At 56.6% G+C, this 16843-nt stretch carries 18 protein-coding genes and 1 pseudogene; 12 read left to right on the forward strand and 7 right to left on the reverse strand.

Annotated elements, in window-relative coordinates; translation table 11 throughout:
• The first annotated feature begins 50 nt into the window (after positions 1-50).
• Positions 51-458 (forward strand): rhodanese-like domain-containing protein, encoded by a 408-nt coding sequence (locus O3S68_RS04940; RefSeq protein ID WP_016496178.1) that lies wholly within the window; start codon positions 51-53, stop codon positions 456-458.
• Between the two features lie 180 nt (positions 459-638).
• On the forward strand, positions 639-1742 hold the full coding sequence (locus O3S68_RS04945; protein WP_269230921.1) for a cobalamin-independent methionine synthase II family protein: 1104 nt from the start codon (positions 639-641) through the stop codon (positions 1740-1742).
• A 31-nt stretch (positions 1743-1773) separates the two neighbouring features.
• Here the strand turns inward: O3S68_RS04945 and ydeE are convergent, their stop codons facing one another.
• Positions 1774-2961 (reverse strand): efflux MFS transporter YdeE, encoded by a 1188-nt coding sequence (gene ydeE / locus O3S68_RS04950; protein ID WP_269230922.1) that lies wholly within the window; start codon positions 2959-2961, stop codon positions 1774-1776.
• Positions 2962-3155: 194 nt separating this feature from the next.
• On the opposite strand from ydeE, the gene eamA reads away from it, so the two are divergent.
• Positions 3156-4049, forward strand: coding sequence for an O-acetylserine/cysteine exporter (gene eamA / locus O3S68_RS04955; protein ID WP_016496175.1), 894 nt, complete (start codon positions 3156-3158; stop codon positions 4047-4049).
• Positions 4050-4086: 37 nt separating this feature from the next.
• Here the strand turns inward: eamA and marB are convergent, their stop codons facing one another.
• From marB to marR, 3 genes are read right to left on the reverse strand one after another with little or no spacing between them, the layout of a single operon-like run.
• Positions 4087-4302: a multiple antibiotic resistance protein MarB gene (marB, locus tag O3S68_RS04960; RefSeq protein ID WP_016496174.1), complete on the reverse strand. Its 216-nt coding sequence runs from the start codon at positions 4300-4302 to the stop codon at positions 4087-4089.
• Between the two features lie 38 nt (positions 4303-4340).
• Entirely contained in the window at positions 4341-4721 is a 381-nt protein-coding gene (marA, locus tag O3S68_RS04965; RefSeq protein WP_016496173.1) for an MDR efflux pump AcrAB transcriptional activator MarA, read from the reverse strand.
• Between the two features lie 20 nt (positions 4722-4741).
• On the reverse strand, positions 4742-5176 hold the full coding sequence (marR, locus tag O3S68_RS04970) for a multiple antibiotic resistance transcriptional regulator MarR (protein ID WP_269230923.1): 435 nt from the start codon (positions 5174-5176) through the stop codon (positions 4742-4744).
• 241 nt (positions 5177-5417) lie between these two features.
• On the opposite strand from marR, the gene O3S68_RS04975 reads away from it, so the two are divergent.
• Together O3S68_RS04975 and O3S68_RS04980 are read left to right on the forward strand one after the other, a co-directional pair.
• Positions 5418-6092 (forward strand): MarC family NAAT transporter, encoded by a 675-nt coding sequence (locus O3S68_RS04975; protein ID WP_045508578.1) that lies wholly within the window; start codon positions 5418-5420, stop codon positions 6090-6092.
• Positions 6092-7246, forward strand: a complete 1155-nt coding sequence (locus tag O3S68_RS04980; protein ID WP_016496170.1) for an alpha/beta hydrolase — start codon at positions 6092-6094, stop codon at positions 7244-7246. The genes O3S68_RS04975 and O3S68_RS04980 overlap by 1 nt, the downstream gene beginning before the upstream one ends.
• A 10-nt stretch (positions 7247-7256) precedes the next feature.
• Here O3S68_RS04980 and O3S68_RS04985 read toward each other — a convergent pair whose 3' ends face one another.
• Complete coding sequence (locus O3S68_RS04985; protein ID WP_269230924.1) at positions 7257-8459, reverse strand: sugar transporter; 1203 nt, start codon at positions 8457-8459, stop codon at positions 7257-7259.
• Between the two features lie 173 nt (positions 8460-8632).
• On the opposite strand from O3S68_RS04985, the gene O3S68_RS04990 reads away from it, so the two are divergent.
• Together O3S68_RS04990 and O3S68_RS04995 are read left to right on the forward strand one after the other, a co-directional pair.
• The gene (locus O3S68_RS04990; protein WP_045508569.1) at positions 8633-9424 is read left to right on the forward strand and encodes a PhzF family phenazine biosynthesis protein; all 792 of its coding nucleotides are present in this window, start codon (positions 8633-8635) and stop codon (positions 9422-9424) included.
• A gap of 41 nt (positions 9425-9465) precedes the next feature.
• Positions 9466-9867 (forward strand): annotated as a pseudogene (locus O3S68_RS04995) (DeoR/GlpR transcriptional regulator); the annotation flags it as partial.
• On the opposite strand, the gene O3S68_RS05000 reads toward O3S68_RS04995, so the two are convergent.
• Complete coding sequence (locus tag O3S68_RS05000; protein ID WP_016496166.1) at positions 9839-10783, reverse strand: L-lactate dehydrogenase; 945 nt, start codon at positions 10781-10783, stop codon at positions 9839-9841. The pseudogene O3S68_RS04995 and the gene O3S68_RS05000 overlap by 29 nt on opposite strands.
• 150 nt (positions 10784-10933) lie before the next feature.
• Between O3S68_RS05000 and O3S68_RS05005 the strand changes: the two genes are divergently transcribed.
• On the forward strand, positions 10934-11413 hold the full coding sequence (locus O3S68_RS05005) for a GNAT family N-acetyltransferase (RefSeq protein WP_269230925.1): 480 nt from the start codon (positions 10934-10936) through the stop codon (positions 11411-11413).
• Here the strand turns inward: O3S68_RS05005 and ptrR are convergent.
• Positions 11367-12245, reverse strand: a complete 879-nt coding sequence (gene ptrR / locus O3S68_RS05010; protein ID WP_016496164.1) for a putrescine utilization regulator PtrR — start codon at positions 12243-12245, stop codon at positions 11367-11369. The genes O3S68_RS05005 and ptrR overlap by 47 nt on opposite strands.
• 104 nt (positions 12246-12349) lie before the next feature.
• Between ptrR and sad the strand changes: the two genes are divergently transcribed.
• The 4 genes from sad to O3S68_RS05030 all read left to right on the forward strand — a co-directional run bounded on the left by sad (position 12350) and on the right by O3S68_RS05030 (position 16782).
• A complete protein-coding gene (gene sad, locus O3S68_RS05015) occupies positions 12350-13738 on the forward strand; it encodes a succinate-semialdehyde dehydrogenase (RefSeq protein ID WP_269230926.1) in 1389 nt (462 codons plus the stop codon).
• 100 nt (positions 13739-13838) lie between these two features.
• Positions 13839-15428 carry a methyl-accepting chemotaxis protein gene (locus O3S68_RS05020; protein WP_269230927.1) on the forward strand — a complete coding sequence of 530 codons (1590 nt, stop codon included), beginning with the start codon at positions 13839-13841 and terminating at the stop codon, positions 15426-15428.
• A gap of 65 nt (positions 15429-15493) precedes the next feature.
• Complete coding sequence (gene glsB / locus O3S68_RS05025; protein ID WP_045508560.1) at positions 15494-16420, forward strand: glutaminase B; 927 nt, start codon at positions 15494-15496, stop codon at positions 16418-16420.
• Complete coding sequence (locus O3S68_RS05030; RefSeq protein WP_016496160.1) at positions 16420-16782, forward strand: DUF4186 domain-containing protein; 363 nt, start codon at positions 16420-16422, stop codon at positions 16780-16782. The genes glsB and O3S68_RS05030 overlap by 1 nt, the downstream gene beginning before the upstream one ends.
• Positions 16783-16843 lie beyond the last annotated feature (61 nt).

Here is a 16843-nt window from a genome sequence, read left to right on the forward strand (position 1 = left end):
TAGTCCTGTGTTGGTTAAATTAGTGTTAACACAAACAAGGAGAAAAAACGATGAGCTACGTAACTGAAGTTCCCGCAGCATCACCGGAAGAAACCGCCCTCCATTTTCTACGCCGTTTGAGCGTGGAAACGGATTGCGCCGATGTCCACCATGCGATTACCCACGGCGAGCAGGATTTTGTGTTACTGCATGTAGTGGGCAACCCGCAGACTTTTGCCCGCCGTCACCTGCCGGGGGCATTGCATTTGACACATAGCGAGATGACGGCGGAGCGCATGGCGCAATGGCCCGCCGATACGCTGTTCGTGGTCTATTGCGCCGGACCGCACTGCAATGGTGCCGATCGCGCGGCGCTGAAACTGGCGCGCATGGGGCTGGCGGTGAAAATCATGATTGGTGGTATCACCGGCTGGGAAGATGAAGGCTATACCTTTGCCAGCGGTACGGGAGCGTTGTAAGCCATTTCTTCACCTTTCACGGCACTAAGTTGAAATTTTTTCATGTGCCGTGAAATTTTCTCGGTTGCTGCTTTTCCTGCGCTATGACATTTTCTTTGGACATTTAGACATCCAGAAGTCTAAAGATTCAAATAGTGAATTATCACGCCGGTCAATCATTCCGGCGCAGAGGAGAGCAATATGCAGCGACATCAGGCCCCATTCCGTGCAGACGTAGTCGGCAGTTTCTTGCGCCCGGACGAGATCAAGCAGGCACGCCAGCAGTTTGCGCAGGGTGAAATCAACGCTCAGCAGTTGCGCCGTGTTGAAGATGATGCGATTCGTCAGGTGGTTGAGCAGCAATGTGCCTGCGGTCTGCATGTCGTCACCGATGGCGAGTTTCGCCGTGCCTGGTGGCATTTTGACTTCTTCGATGGCCTCGAAGGTGTGGAACGTTACGACGCCGATAAAGGCATTCAGTTTAATGGTGTGCAAACCAAAGCCCACGGCGTGCGCGTCACCGGTAAATTAGGCTTTGGCAATCACCCAATGCTGGAAGATTTTCGCTTCCTGAAAAGCATCAGCGGCACCGCGCAACCGAAGATGACCATTCCCAGCCCAAGCGTGCTGCACTTTCGCGGCGGGCGTAAAGATATCGACGCCACGGTTTATCCGCAGCTTGACGCTTACTTTGACGATCTGGCGACCACCTGGCGCGATGCGATCCAGGCGTTCTATGCCGCAGGCTGCCGCTATCTGCAACTGGATGATACGGTTTGGGCATATCTCTGCTCTGATGACCAGCGTCGCCAGATCCGCGAACGTGGCGACGATCCCGATGAACTGGCGCGCATTTATGCCCGCGTGATTAATAAAGTGCTGGAAGGTAAACCGGACGATTTAACCATTGGTCTGCATGTGTGCCGCGGTAATTTCCGCTCCACCTGGATCTCCGAAGGCGGTTACGAGCCGGTGGCAGAAGTGCTGTTCGGCAGCGTGAATGTTGATGCGTTCTTCCTCGAATATGACAACGATCGTTCCGGCGATTTCGCACCGCTACGTTTTGTCCGTCCGGGCAAACAGCAGGTGGTGCTGGGGCTTATCACCACCAAAAATGGCGAGCTGGAAAACCCGGAAGGGGTAAAAGCGCGAATTCAGGAAGCGGCGAAGTTTGTCGATATCAACCAGATTTGCCTCAGCCCTCAGTGCGGTTTTGCCTCTACCGAAGAGGGCAACACGCTCACGCCTGCCCAGCAGTGGGACAAAGTACGGCTGGTAACGAAAATCGCCGAACAGGTATGGTAAATAAAAAACGGCGCTCCGTGCGCCGCTTTTATTATTGCGCCTGCAATCCGCCGAGCGGCCGTGCCTGCACGCCTTTGAGCATCATCAGCCAGGCCACAATGATGGTCACCATCAGAATGACAAACAGTGAGGCCGCGGGCAGCGTGGTCAGGATAACCCCGGTAAGTAATGGGTTCATTGCCGCGCCGAGCCAGCCCAGCGCCTGCGCCGAGAAGTAGGTCGCTTTCATTCCCGGCGGCGCGATGTTATCGATCAACATATATTCACCGGGGGCATAGATCACTTCTCCCAGCGTAAACACCGCGGCGGAAAGCCCCCAGAGCCACAGGTTATCGCCGGATAACATAAAACCGATAAGGCCGATAACAAAACTGAAAGTGCCAATGGCCATCGCCGGACGCAGGTTGGAGGCGCTGAGTTTACGGCCAACCGCATACTGCAAGGTGACCACAATCGCGGCGTTGACCGGCAGCACTACGGCCACCACGCGTTCGGCGAACTCGCTGCTGGCGACCGTCATCACATATTGTGACAGGCAGGAAGCAAAAGAGCCGGCGACAAACGAGGCGAGAAAGTTCGATAAGGTAAACCAGCCGAGCGCTTTATCTTTCAGCAACACGGAAGGATCCCACGCCATAGAGTTATCGGGGCTTTCGCCAACCGCGACGCGGCGTACAAACAGCTGAATAAACACCAGCGGAAAGGCCGCACAGATAGCCGCCAGCCAGAAGGGCAAATTAATGCTCTGCATGACCAGCAACGTGCCAAGCGGCGGGCCAACGGTCCAGCCGACATTCAGCACCGTGTAGTTGAGCGAGAAAATTTTCGCTTTCGCCGCAGGCGCGAGTGTGTCGGCGAAATAGGCCTTCAATACGGTGGAAAACACCGAGTAAGCGCAGTTAATCAGGGCAAAAAACAGCACCACTAACCCGGCATGGTGTGACAGCGGGATCGCCGCAAAACCGGCTATAAAGGCGATAATCGCCAGCAGCATATAGCGCTTTTTATCGAACTTGTCTGCCAGCATGCCGAAGCCAAGGCTGAACACCACGCCGATTGTCAGCGCAATAGACATCGCGTAACCGACCTGATCGACCGCCATCCCGTACTGGCGATTCAGGTAGATGGTCATAAACGGCAGCGTGGCGCCGCGTCCGATGGTTAATAAAAGTGAAGATGCCAGTAACGCGGCGGTGGAGCGTGTTTGCTTGATGGTCATGTTCCTGCCCGACATGGTGTTGTTATATTTTTTTGTGATGGGTACAGCTTTAACATGCATAAAGTGTGATGTACAACCGCAGTTTTGTCGGGAAATGCCCAAACTGCCCTACCTGAATTAATGATCTGTCGCTGTACAACTTTTTGCGTTAACGTAAATTTTTTACAAAAGTTTAAAAAACACAAGGGCGAAGAATGACGCGTAAAGATGTCCTGCTGGCGATGCTGGTAGTTGTAGCGTGGGGGCTGAATTTTGTGGTGATCAAAGTTGGCCTGCACAATATGCCGCCGTTGATGCTGGCCGGGTTACGCTTTGTGCTGGTGGCCTTTCCGGCCATTCTGTTCGTCGCGCGACCAAAGGTGCCGCTGCGGTTGTTGCTCGGCTACGGCCTGACAATCAGCTTCGGGCAGTTCGCATTTCTGTTTTGCGCCATCAAGTTTGGCATGCCCGCAGGGCTGGCGTCGCTGGTGTTACAGGCGCAGGCGTTTTTCACCATTATTCTCGGCGCCGGCGTGTTTGGCGAACGTTTACAGATAAAACAACTGGTTGGCATCACGCTTGCGGTACTGGGCGTGCTGGTGCTGATCGAGTCCAGCCTGAACGGTCAGCATGTTCCGCTGCTGGGGTTCCTGTTGACGCTGGCGGGGGCGTTTTGCTGGGCCTGCGGCAATATCTTCAACAAAAAAATCATGCAGCACAGCTCGCGCCCGGCGATCATGTCGCTGGTGGTCTGGAGCGCGCTGATCCCCATCGTACCGTTTATGGTCGCTTCGCTGATTTTCGACGGTCCGGCGCTGATGCTGCAAAGCGTGGTCAGCATTGATTTCACCACGCTGTTGTCGCTGGTCTATCTGGCGTTTGTCGCCACGATCCTCGGGTATGGCATCTGGGGTACGCTGCTGGGGCGCTACGAAACCTGGCGTGTGGCGCCGCTGTCGCTGCTGGTGCCGGTGGTCGGTATGGCGAGTGCCGCGTTATTGCTGGGTGAGACGCTATCTGCGTTACAACTGGTAGGGGCCGTGCTGGTGATGGCGGGGCTGTATATCAATGTGTTTGGTTTTCGTCTGCGCAGTCTGGTGCGGGCGTAAGCATAAAAAAAGCCCCGCGTGATGCGGGGCAAGACGTTTAGCTGCGCTGATGGTAATACGGCACACCTAATGCGTCGGATTTGTCACTACCCACGCCCATATGGTTAAAATCAAAAGGCGATGTTTGCTGGGCGGTGGGTAAAATCATCGCGTCACGGTTGTTCTGCTGTGCGGGATGATTAACTTGCTCCGCATAACTCTGGCCGGATAACAGCACCATCAGGGTGACAGCGGCACAGGCGATACGTTTCATACTTTCCTCGATACGTCTTTTTACTGCAGGCGATTAAATTAACAAGCGTGATTCAGCGGGAACAGATACCGGGACTCTGCCGGAATATCCGTCACGCGGAATTTATGCGGCGGCACGTCGAAATAGTTCTTAAACGTGCGCGTTAAGGTTTGTTGCGATTCAAACCCGTAACGCTCTGCCAGATACAGGATCGGCTCATTACTTCCCTTGAGCTTTTGCGCAATTTCCGTCAGTTTGCGGCTGCGAATGTACTGGCCCAGCGAATGACCAGTCTCTTTTTTAAACATCCGTTGCAGGTGCCACTTGGAGTAACCTGAACGCTCTGACACTTTTTCCAGCGACAGCGGCGATTCCAGGTTGTCCTCGATCCAGTCCAAAATGCTATGAATAGTGATAGCGTCAGTATTGCGTCTGGACATCGTCATACCTCTTTGTTTTTTTACGGCAAAATTTTCTTGAGCAAATACTCAAGGGTTGCCACTTCTTCTGTCGTTAAGTTTTTAGTTAATTCCTGGTGCAGGTTATGCCCTACTAATTGATGACATTGCTCACACAGCGTCGCGCCTTCGGCGGTTAACCGCACCAGCACGCCGCGCTTGTCATTCGGATTCGGGTTACGTTCGATCCAGCCTTTGCACACCAGTCTGTCCAGCATGCGGGTCAGGGCGCCGAGATCGACGGAAAGCACTTTTTTCAGTTCTACCGGGGTGATACACACTTCGCAGCGGATAGAGCAGAGCACCTTAAACTGGGTGGCGGTGATATCCAGCGGCGACAGGTAGTCGTTGAGTAAACGATCTTTTTTCTGGTTAACCATGTGGATCAAGCGGCCAAGAGGAATGATGTCGTTAAATAGATCATTCGTGCTTTTCACAATGGTTGCCCCGGCAAGTAGATTAGTCACGGCAGATATTATTGCTCAGGCAAATATAAGTCAACCGAATGAATCCACGATGCCACTATTTGCTAAAACGTTTCATGTCTGGAAAAAAATCCATTCGTAACGCACTGAAAGTAATCATTTAATCAAGACGCGAGCCGCGCGCGGGCATGCCATTGCCGCCGCGTTATGGCTATACTGGCGGGGTTTTGACCTTGCAAGGAGTGACCGTCAGATGCTGGAACTTTTTAAAGCCATTGGCCTTGGGCTGGTGGTATTGCTACCGCTGGCAAACCCGTTGACCACCGTGGCGCTGTTTTTAGGGCTGGCGGGCAATATGAACAGCGCGCAGCGCAACCACCAAGCGCGGATGGCCTCGGTTTATGTCTTCATTATTATGATGGTGGCGTACTACGCCGGTCAGGTGGTGATGAACACCTTCGGTATCTCCATTCCGGGGTTGCGCATCGCCGGGGGATTGATCGTGGCGTTTATCGGTTTTCGCATGCTGTTTCCGGCGCAAAAGCCGCATCAGGCGCCAGAAGTGAAAACCAAGTCAGAAGAGCTGGAAGAGGAGCCCGGCGCCAATATCGCCTTTGTGCCGCTGGCCATGCCGAGCACCGCCGGGCCTGGCACCATCGCTATGATCATCAGTTCCGCCTCGACCATTCGCCACGGCGCTGAGTTTCCCGAATGGGTCATCACCGTTGCGCCAACGCTGATTTTTGCCATTGTGGCGCTGATATTATGGGTAAGCCTGCGCAGCTCCGGGGCGATCATGCGGCTGGTGGGCAAGGGCGGTATAGAAGCTATCTCGCGGCTGATGGGCTTTCTGCTGGTCTGTATGGGCGTGCAATTTATCATTAATGGCGTGCTGGAAATCATCACCACTTTTCATGCCGGAGCCTGATGCGCACATTTCTCTCCTGGCTGGTTGTGGCGCTGGTTGCGCTAACCGGCTGTCAGCAGCGCCCCGGCGTGCAACCGCCGTTGGCGCAAAAAAGTTTCACTGAGTATCAACAGCAAACGCGCGATTTTGTTGCCGCGCACCGGGCGTTTCAGACGCTGGATAAAGCGAGCGAACTGCGGCTCAACACACCACAGGAGTGGCGTCCGGCGAAGCCTGCGCATAAAGGCATTTTGCTGATCCACGGCCTGGGCGACGGGCCAGGATCGTTTGTGGATATAGCCCCCGAACTGGCAAAACAGGGCTTTCTGGTGCGCACCGTGCTGTTGCCAGGCCACGGTACGCGACCTGCTGATCTGCTGGATGTCGATGTTGCTCAATGGCGGCAAGTGGTGCGCGAGCAGGCCGATATTCTGGGCAAAGAGGTCGATGCCCTCTGGCTCGGCGGTTTTTCCACTGGCGGGAATCTGGCACTGGAATATGCGATGGCGCATGACAACGTGCAGGGGCTGCTGCTGTTTTCCCCGGCGTTCAAATCCAGTACTGGTTACGATTTTCTCGCTCCGACAGTAGCGTTGTTTCGCGACTGGTTGCGTCCGCCGAGCGCTATTTTCCCGCAGCAAATCGCCACCCGCTACTTACGTGTGCCGACCAACGGTTTCGCCCAGTTCTGGCGCACCAGCGCCAGCGCGCAGCGGCTGCTTGCGCGTAAGCCGTGGACAAAACCGGCGCTGCTGGTGTTAACCGGGCATGATTCGGTGCTCAACACCCGCTGGATCCTCGATCAGTTCGATCGCCGCTTTACCCACCCGGCCAGCCGTGTGATTTGGTACGGTACACCCCCGGCGGAAGCGGCAAAAATGTCTCGCTTACGGGTAAAAACGGATTATCTGCCGCAGGATCGCATCAGCCAGTTTTCCCATATGTCGGTGCTCTTTTCGCCCCGTAATCCGCTGTACGGACGTAAAGGCAGCGTGCTGCTCTGTGCGAATGGTCAGTCAGAAGAGGCGGCAAAGCGCTGTCTGGCGGGTGAAACGGTGTGGTATTCAGACTGGGGGCTGGTCGAGGCGAACAAAATTCATGCCCGCCTGACCTGGAATCCGTGGTTTGACTGGCAAACCACGGTGATGGATGAGGTTGTCGCTGCCGCGCAGTAACCGGCGCGGTTTACACGTGGCTGGCGTGGGTTTGCTCTTCCAGCTTCACCGGCCAGCGGCGGAAAATCACCACCGCCCACACCAGCGCGGCAATCGCCGGGATCGCCCCGGCGTAACCGATCACGTTCATCGACCAGTGCAGGCTTATCTGGTTGCCGACCAGCGCACCCGCGCCGATACCAATGTTAAAAATGCCGGAAAACAGTGACATCGCCACATCGGTTGCATCCGGGGCCAGCGCCAGCACTTTGACCTGCATACCCAGGCCGATAATCATAATCGCTATGCCCCATACCACGCTCAGCACCGCCAGATGCATTTCGCTACCGGAAGCGGGCAGCATCATCACCAGCGATATTACCAGCAGACCAATCGCGCTGCACACCAGGCCAGAGGCGTGCTGATTCCCCAACTTGCCGAACAGCACGCTACCAATAATGCCGGCACCACCAAGCACTAACAGCAGCAGGGTGGCGAAATTGGCGCTGAAGCCCGCCACATTTTGTACGAACGGCTCAATGTAGCTGTAAGCCGTGTAATGCGCGGTAACCACCACGGCGGTGAGCAAATAGATGCACATCAGCGCCGGGCGACGGAACAGCACCGGCAGGCTTTTCAGCGAACCCGAATGTTCGCTCGGCAGCGCGGGCAGCAGTTTCACCAGGCACACCAGCGTGACCAGCGCGCCCATACCGATAGCAAAAAAGGTGGTACGCCAGCCGAAATACTGCCCGACGATACGGCCAATTGGCAGCCCGAGCACCATCGCCAGTGCGGTGCCGGTGGCGATCAAACTCAACGCCTGCGCACCTTTCCCGGCTGGCGCCAGGCGAATGGCCAGCGAGGCGGTAATCGACCAGAAAATGGCGTGGGCGAAAGCAATGCCGATGCGGCTGATAACCAGCACCTCAAAACTCCAGGCGAGGAACGACAACACATGGCTGGCGATAAACAGCACAAAGAGCGCAATCAACAGCTTACGGCGCTCAATCTGGCTGGTGAGCAGCATAAAGGGCAGCGACATTAACGCCACAACCCAGGCATAGATGGTTAACATGATCCCCACCTGCGCGGTTTCCATGTCGAAGCTCTGCGCGATATCCGACAGCAAACCCACAGGCACGAATTCGGTGGTGTTAAAAATAAATGCGGCGACAGCAAGCGTCACTACCCGCAGCCACGCGACTTTTCGTGAAACGGTATTCGTAGTCATAAGGGTATTGGGGGGTTGGTTGGCGAAAAGAAGAGGTCACGATCTTACTGCCTTTGCTGGCGAAAATACAAACATTTTGTGATGTGGATCTCACTTTTTATTCATGGGGAAAATACCAGTTGCAACGTTTCCGAATAGCGCTCAAAAACAGAAGACGAAAAAGAGGAAATGCTATGCAAACCATCGATTTTTATATGGTCGACGCCTTTAGCGACCGCACATTTGGCGGTAATGCCGCCGCCGTCTGTCCCCTGACCGAATGGTTAGCCGATGATGTGCTGCTGCGCATGGCGCAACAGCATAATCAGTCCGAAACCGCCTTCTTCGTGCGTAACGATAGCGGTTTTGAGCTGCGCTGGTTTACCACGCAGGATGAGATCAATCTCTGCGGCCACGCGACCCTCGCCGCCGCGCACGTGATCTTTGAATATCTCGATTACCCGGATACTGAAATCCTCTTCACCACCCGCTTTGTGGGGGAACTTAAAGTGAGCCGCAATGGCGACTGGCTGACGCTGGATTTCCCGGCCTGGTCGACAGAAACGGTAAGCCAGCCACCGGCGCTGCTGCTGAAAACGCTGGGTATTGAACGCGCGAAAGAAGTGCGCGTGGCGCGGGATTATCTGGTGGTGCTGGAAAACCAGGCGCAGGTAGAAGCCTTAACGCCGGATATCGCGGCAATGAAACCGCTTGGCAAGATGGTCTGCGTGACCGCGCCCGGTGAGAACGTCGATTTTGTCAGCCGCTTTTTCTGCCCGGGTGAATCGGTGGCAGAAGATCCGGTGACCGGTTCGGCGCACAGCATGTTGATCCCGTACTGGGGCGAAAAACTGGGTAAAAACAGCCTGCAGGCGCGGCAGGTCTCCGCGCGCGGCGGCGATTTGCGCTGTGAATGGCGCGGCGATCGCGTCCTGATTGGCGGCCAGGCAACGCTCTATCTGTTGGGCAAAGTGTTCTTACGCTAAAAACCGTCCGGCAGTAACGCCGGGCGAGTTTCTTTCGGCTCATTGCGCTGTTTCTGTCGGAATTCAAACGGACAGAAGTGACGATCATCGGCGGGCGCAGCCAGTCCTGCATTGGCGAGCACCGGCGTAAACTGCCGCAAAATATCTGGCCGGATCTGGCGCTTTTCAGCCGTAACGGCTGGGATTTGCCGCGCGGTATCTCCGCGCAGACGGAGGAGAAAGCGGCGCTGAAACACGATTTGATTGTTAACGCCAAACGCCGGGGGGCGCTGGCGGACAGCAGTAAAGATGGCGCGTGGTCGCTGTTTAACGTGGCGAATCCCGATTCGCTGACCGATATCATTACCGATACGCAGCGTAGCGCCGGGATCCGCCAGCAGCTGACAACGTTACCTGGCCGGTTAACGGCGCCAGTCAGGGCAAGCGGGCAATATTCGCTTTGATAACTTCGGCGGAGTGGTTGAATTTCGCCACTTCGTCACCTTCCAGTTGCAGTTCAATAATCTGCTGAACGCCGTTTTGCGCCAGCACGGCCGGTACGCCAATCGCCACGTCGCTGACGCCATATTCCCCGTCAAGAATGCAGGAGATTGCCAGTGCGCGGTGGCTGCCGGTGAAGATATTGCGGCAGATCTCGGCGATGGTGCCGGCGATGCCGTACTCCGTACAGCCTTTACGGGAGTAAATCTCAAAGCCGTGGCGGCGTACTTTGTCGGCCAGCGCGTCAACATCCAGCCGCTGGCCGGTTTTGCGCCGGTAAACATCGGCAATCGGCGAACCGTATACTGACGAGTGCGACCACACCGGAAACTGCGTGTCGCCATGCTCGCCAAGGATAAACGCATCGATACTTTGCGCGCCAATATCCAGCGCCTGGGCCAGCGCGCGGCGTAAGCGGGTGGTATCCAGCCAGACGCCGGTGCCAATCACCTGGTTGCGCGGAAGCCCGGAAAGTTTCCACACCTGCCAGGTAATGATGTCGCACGGGTTGGTCGCCACCAGAAAAATGCCGTTAAAACCGTTTGCCATCATGGATGGCACAATATTTTTAACGATCCGCGCGGTGTTGGCCAGCTCATCAAGGCGGGTTTGCCCTGGCTTTAACGCGCCGCCGGAAACGGTGATCACCGCAATATCCACATCCGCGCAATCTTCAACCGGGCGGGTGGAAATGGTCATCATTCCGGGCATATATGCGGCGGCATCCGCCAGATCCTGGGCGTGGCCTTCCACCCGTTGCTGGTCTAAATCTACCAGAATTAACTCTTCACAAATGTTCTGGTTTAGCAGGGCATAAGCAGCAGATGCGCCGACATTGCCTGTGCCAATAATCATCACTTTCCGGGCTTTGGTGTTCATGAGTATTCCATTTTCTGCATCGTATGTTGCGTAAGGTACAACCTATATTCTCAGGAGCGCAATCTCAGGAGGCGTAGCTATAGGTTATTCATATGACGGCGGTAGCAAATTCTTGTTTATTTTTAACAGGCTAATAACAAGGAGCCTGCTATGTACCGCATTGTTGATGCCGCGGCCACGCAACCGGATCTGATTGCGCTGATCGCTGCTCTGGACGCCTACCAGAGCGCACTTTACCCGGCAGAGAGTAACCATCTGCTTGATCTCGCGGCATTACCTGCCGGAACGCTGATTTTGCGCAAAATTATGCATCACGACGAGGCCGTCGGCTGCGGCGCAGTGGTGCTCAACCACGACGGCAGCGGCGAGATGAAACGGGTGTTTATCGATCCCCGCCATCGCGGCCAGCGGCTGGGGGAAAAATTGCTCGCGGCGCTGGAGCAGGCAGCCGCCGGGAAATCGTGTCATACCTTGCGGCTGGAAACCGGCATTGAACAGCACGCGGCAGTGAAACTGTATCAGCGCTGCGGTTACCAAATATGTGAGCCTTTCGCGCCGTACAGCGCCGATCCGCTGAGTATTTTTATGCAGAAGTCGCTGGTTGCGGAGCCGCATTCAACAGGGCAATAAACGCCTCCAGATGGCGGGTTTTCGCGCCGCGCCGCCACACCAGCCAGGTGGTGAGCCAGCGCCAGTTCTCCGCCAGCGGCCAGGCTTCCACCTGGTGATGACCGGGCATGCTTTCCAGCATACTGCGCGGGATCAGCGCCAGGCCCGCTCCGGCAATCACGCACGCCAGCATGCCGTGGTAAGACTCCATCTCGTGAATTTTACCGGGCGTGGCGCGATCGGCGTGAAACCAGCTTTCAAAATGGCGGCGGTAGGAGCAGTTGGCGCGAAACGCGTAAATGCTGGCGCCGTTTACCTGAGCCGCATGGGTAATCACCTCATGGCCGACAGGCGCGACGATCATCATCTCTTCGCGGTAAACCGGAATGCCTTCCAGGCCGGGATGCATAATCGGGCCGTCAACAAACGCCGCGCTTAGCCGCCCCTCCAGCACACCATCGATCATGGTGCCGGAAGGGCCGGTGGCGAGATCGAACTGAATGCGCGGATAGCGCTGGTTGTACTGTGCCAGCGTCGCCGGAATGCGCACCGCAGCGGTGCTTTCCAGCGCGCCGAGCGAGAACAGCCCTTGCGGTTCATCACCGGCGACCACCATCCGCGCTTCATCGACCAGCGCGAGGATCTGCTGGCTGTAGCGCAAAAAACTGTGCCCGGCGGGAGAAAGGCGCAGGCGCTGGTTTTCGCGGATAAACAGATCCACGCCGAGATCGGACTCCAGCTGGCGAATGCGCGTCGTCAGGTTCGACGGCACGCGGTGCACCTTCTGCGCCGCCTGGGTAATGCTGCCGGTCTGCGCCACGGCGTTAAACATCTCAAGCTGGGTTAAGTCCATGCCATTCTCTCTTTGTGAACAGAGTGGTTAATATTATTCAGTTTTCAGAAATAACAAATTGCGTCATCCTTGCGCAAGTCCTGAACACATTTAGCGGAGTATTTATGCCTGTTTCCTCAATCACGCACGCGCTTTCCATCAACCCGGCCACCGGTGAAACCCTGCGCGCAACCCCCTGGGCCAGCCGTGAAGAGGTCGATACGGCAATTGAACTGGCTACCAGCGGTTATCGCCAGTGGCGGCTGTTGCCGCTCAGCGAACGTGCGCAAACCTTACGTCGCCTCGGCGATGCGCTGCGCAAACGCGGGGAAGAGATGGCGCAGATGATCCGCCAGGAGATGGGCAAACCGATTTTGCAGGCGCGCGCGGAAGTGAATAAGTCTGCCGCGCTGTGTGACTGGTACGCGGATCATGGCCCTGCGATGCTTGGCAGTGAGCTGACGCAGGTCGAACAGCAGCGGGCAACCATTGAGTACCGCCCACTGGGACCGATTCTGGCGGTGATGCCGTGGAACTTCCCATTGTGGCAGGTGCTGCGCGGTGCGGTACCGATCCTGCTGGCGGGCAACAGCTACCTGCTTAAACATGCGCCAAACGTGCTGGGTTGCGCGGCGTTAATAGGTGAGATCTTCGCTGAGGCCAGCGTTCCGCAGGGCGTTTTTGGCTGGGTGAATGCCACCAATGACGGTGTGAGCCAGGCGATTAACGATCCGCGCATCGCCGCCATTACCGTGACCGGCAGCGTGCGTGCGGGAGCGGCTATTGGCGCGCAGGCGGGGGCGGCGCTGAAAAAATGCGTCCTTGAACTCGGCGGTTCTGATCCTTTTATTGTGCTCAACGATGCGGATCTTGAACTGGCGGTGAAAGCCGCGGTAGCAGGGCGCTACCAGAACACCGGACAGGTCTGCGCCGCCGCCAAACGTTTTATCGTCGAAGAGGGCATTGCGCAGGCCTTTACGGAGAAATTTGTTGCCGCTGTCGCCGCGTTAAAACAGGGCGCACCGGACGAAGAAGAGCATTATCTCGGGCCGATGGCGCGCTTTGATCTGCGTGACGAGCTGCATGCGCAGGTCGAAGCCAGTATCAACGAGGGCGCAACGTTGCTGCTGGGCGGTGAGAAACTGGCGGGTGAGGGGAATTACTACCCGGCCACCGTACTGAGCGGTGTGACACCAGAGATGACCGCGTTTCGCCAGGAGCTGTTTGGCCCGGTCGCCGCTATCTCGACCGCACGTGATGCACAGCATGCGCTGGCGTTGGCAAACAACAGTGATTTCGGCTTGTCGGCTACCGTCTTTACCGCCGATCCTGCGCAGGCGCAACGTTTTGCCGAACAGCTTGAGTGCGGCGGTGTGTTTATCAACGGCTACAGCGCCAGCGATGCCCGCGTGGCCTTTGGCGGCGTGAAAAAGAGTGGTTTTGGCCGCGAGCTTTCCCACTTCGGTCTGCATGAGTTTTGCAATATCCAGACGGTGTGGAAAGATCGTCTGTAAGCTAAACGCGCCCCGGCGGGGCGCGTCATTGCTGGCTGTCATGGACCTGTCATGATCCTTTTGTAGACTCACGGCAACTTTGTGGTTATAGAAGAATATCATGAACTTAAAGCAAATTTTCCGCCGTATTTTGCGGCGTGTTTCTCCACGACAGTTTGGTTTGCTCGCCGGGATTTTCTGCATTATTGGCTTGTTTTCGGCCCTGCAAATCGCCTCCTCGTTTGTCCTTTCCGCGTCACTCCATAACGCCCAGCATAATGAACAACTCAACCAGCAAGCGCACCTGCAACAGGTTCGGGTCGATGAAGCGCGCATTGCGCTCCTGACGGCAAGCGATCTGCTCAACCGGGCGGGCGTCTATTTTATGCAGGATAAAGAAACCGGCTCGGAAGGGAGCTGGCACAGCCTGATGGATGAAACCCATAAGGCCCTGGAGACCTCGCAAAAGGCCTGGCAAGCGTGGCTGGCGCTCAACCCGCCTAAAGATGAGGCGCTGATTAACAGCTATCAGCTTTTCTACGGCGCGTTAAAAGAGCAGGCCGACGGGCTGGTGAAAACCCAGTCGATTGACGCCTTCTTCGCCGTGCCGGCGCAGGCGTTCCAGGCTGATTTCAATGACAACTATGCCCGTTTCCAGCAGGCCAGCGAAGCGCGCGCCGAGCAGGGACGCCAGGCGCTGATGGCGAACCTTGCGCAGTTACAGCATGTGTTTGTGCTGGTGCCTGCGCTGCTGGTGGTGATTGCGGTGCTGGTCTGGTTTGCCATGTCGCGCTGGGTGATCACGCCGCTGCGCAGCCTGATAGCCCATATCAATATCCTGGCGGCAGGCGATCTGGGTACGACGCTTCCGCCGGTGAAACGCTTTAACCGTGAAGTTGACCAGCTCGGCCTCAGCATCGGCACTATGCAGCAAGGGTTGCAGCAACTGGTGATGCAAGTCAGCGACGCCACCTCGTCGATGGTCGATACCATTCGCCGCCTCGCTGAGGATAACCAGTCGCTTTATCAGCAGTCGGCGAAACAGGCGCAGGAATTGACGGATGTGACCGAGCATATCGCCACGCTGGAATCCCATGTGGAAGGTAATACCGGTTTTGCTGAGCAGGCGCGCAAACAGGCCGATGAGGCGCGGGAAGTGGCCGCCGGTGGCGATCGAATGATGGATACGGTGAATCAATCGATGCGCGAGATCGTCGAGCGTTCGGCGGAGATGCGCAATATTGTAGCGATGATTGATGGTGTCGCTTTCCAGACCAATATTCTGGCGCTGAACGCGGCGATTGAAGCGGCGCATGCCGGCAACCACGGTCGCGGCTTCGCGGTGGTGGCGAAAGAAGTGGGGCTGCTGGCGCGCAAGAGCAGCCACTCCACGCAAACCATTCAGCAATTGATCAATCACTCCTTACAGGGCATCAACGACGGCACCCAGGCGGTGAGCCGCCTTGAGGATAACCTGCAGCAGGTCACCGGGCTGGTCGGGCATTTAAGCGGCGTACTGAGCGAAATTTCTGCCGCCACCCTCAGCCAGGGCGACAGCATTCACAAAATGACGCGCCGCCTGCACTCGCTTAACAACGTTGCCCGCCGCACCGGGGAACTGGTCTCGACGGCCACCGAAGCGTCGGAAAAATTGCACAACGATTCTCATCAATTGATGCAAGCGGTTGCGCGTTTTCGACTTCCTGCCTGACGCAACGTATTCGCCTCTGTTATACTCGCAGGCCATTTTTGGCCTGTGGGTAGCAAGGAGTCAGAGTGGCAACGGTGATGGATAACGGCGTGCTGGAGGCGGTGCTCGCTGAGGTACGCCCGCTGTTGGGGCGCGGCAAGGTTGCGGATTATATTCCGGCGCTGGCGTCGGTGAGCGGCAACAAATTGGGCATTGCCATCAGCACCGTGCAGGGCGAACACTTCCAGGCGGGTGATGCCGACGAGCGTTTCTCAATACAATCAATTTCCAAAGTGCTGAGTCTGGTGGTGGCGATGAACCACTACGCGGAAGAGGAGATCTGGCAGCGGGTGGGCAAAGATCCCTCCGGTCAACCGTTTAACTCCTTGTTACAGCTTGAAATCGAGCAGGGCAAGCCGCGTAATCCCTTTATCAATGCCGGGGCGCTGGTGGTGTGCGATATGCTGCAAAGCCGCCTTAGCGCGCCGCGTCAGCGCATGCTGGAAATTGTGCGCAAACTCTGCGCCGCGCCGGATATCGCCTACGACAGCATGGTCGCGCGATCTGAATTCGAGCACTCCGCCCGCAATATGGCCATTGCCTGGCTGATGAAGTCCTTCGGTAATTTTCATAACGATGTCGCCACCGTGTTACAGAACTACTTCCACTATTGCGCGCTCAAAATGAGCTGTGCCGAATTGTCGCGCACTTTTTTATTCCTCGCCGATGGCGGACACAGCGCCCAGCAGGCGGCGCCGGTGGTGACGCCGATGCAGGCGCGGCAGATTAATGCCCTGATGGCGACCTGCGGCATGTACCAGAACGCCGGGGAGTTTGCCTGGCGCGTCGGCTTACCGGCGAAATCCGGCGTCGGCGGCGGGATCGTCGCCATTGTGCCGCATGAGATGGCAATTGCGGTCTGGAGCCCGGAGCTGGATGAAGCGGGCAATTCACTGGCTGGTGTTGCGGTGCTGGAAGCGTTAACGCGAAAACTGGGGAGATCGGTCTATTGATGAATGATTTCGCGCCGTTGTTTGCCCGGCTGGGACGGTCAACATTCCGTTCGCGTTTTCGCCTCGGGGTGAAAGAACGCCAGTACTGTCTGGATAAAGGTGCGGAAGTGATTGCTTCCCACGCGGCGGATTTCGTTGCTAAACGCCTTGCGCCAGCGTACCCACAAAATGATGGCAAACAGACGCCGATGCGCGGCCACCCGGTATTTATCGCTCAGCATGCCACGGCTACCTGCTGTCGGGGATGTCTGGAAAAGTGGCACAACATCCCGCATGGTCAGGCGCTAACTGAATCGCAACAACACTACATTGTTGCGGTGATATACCAGTGGCTGGTAATGCAGATGAATGCGCCGCGCTGATAAGCGCCGTGTAAGCCAGCGCCGCGTGTTGCGGGCCGATAGCCAACGTTAGTGATATGGA

The sequence above is a fragment of the Kosakonia sp. SOY2 genome (assembly GCF_027109175.1).
Classification (GTDB): domain Bacteria; phylum Pseudomonadota; class Gammaproteobacteria; order Enterobacterales; family Enterobacteriaceae; genus Kosakonia.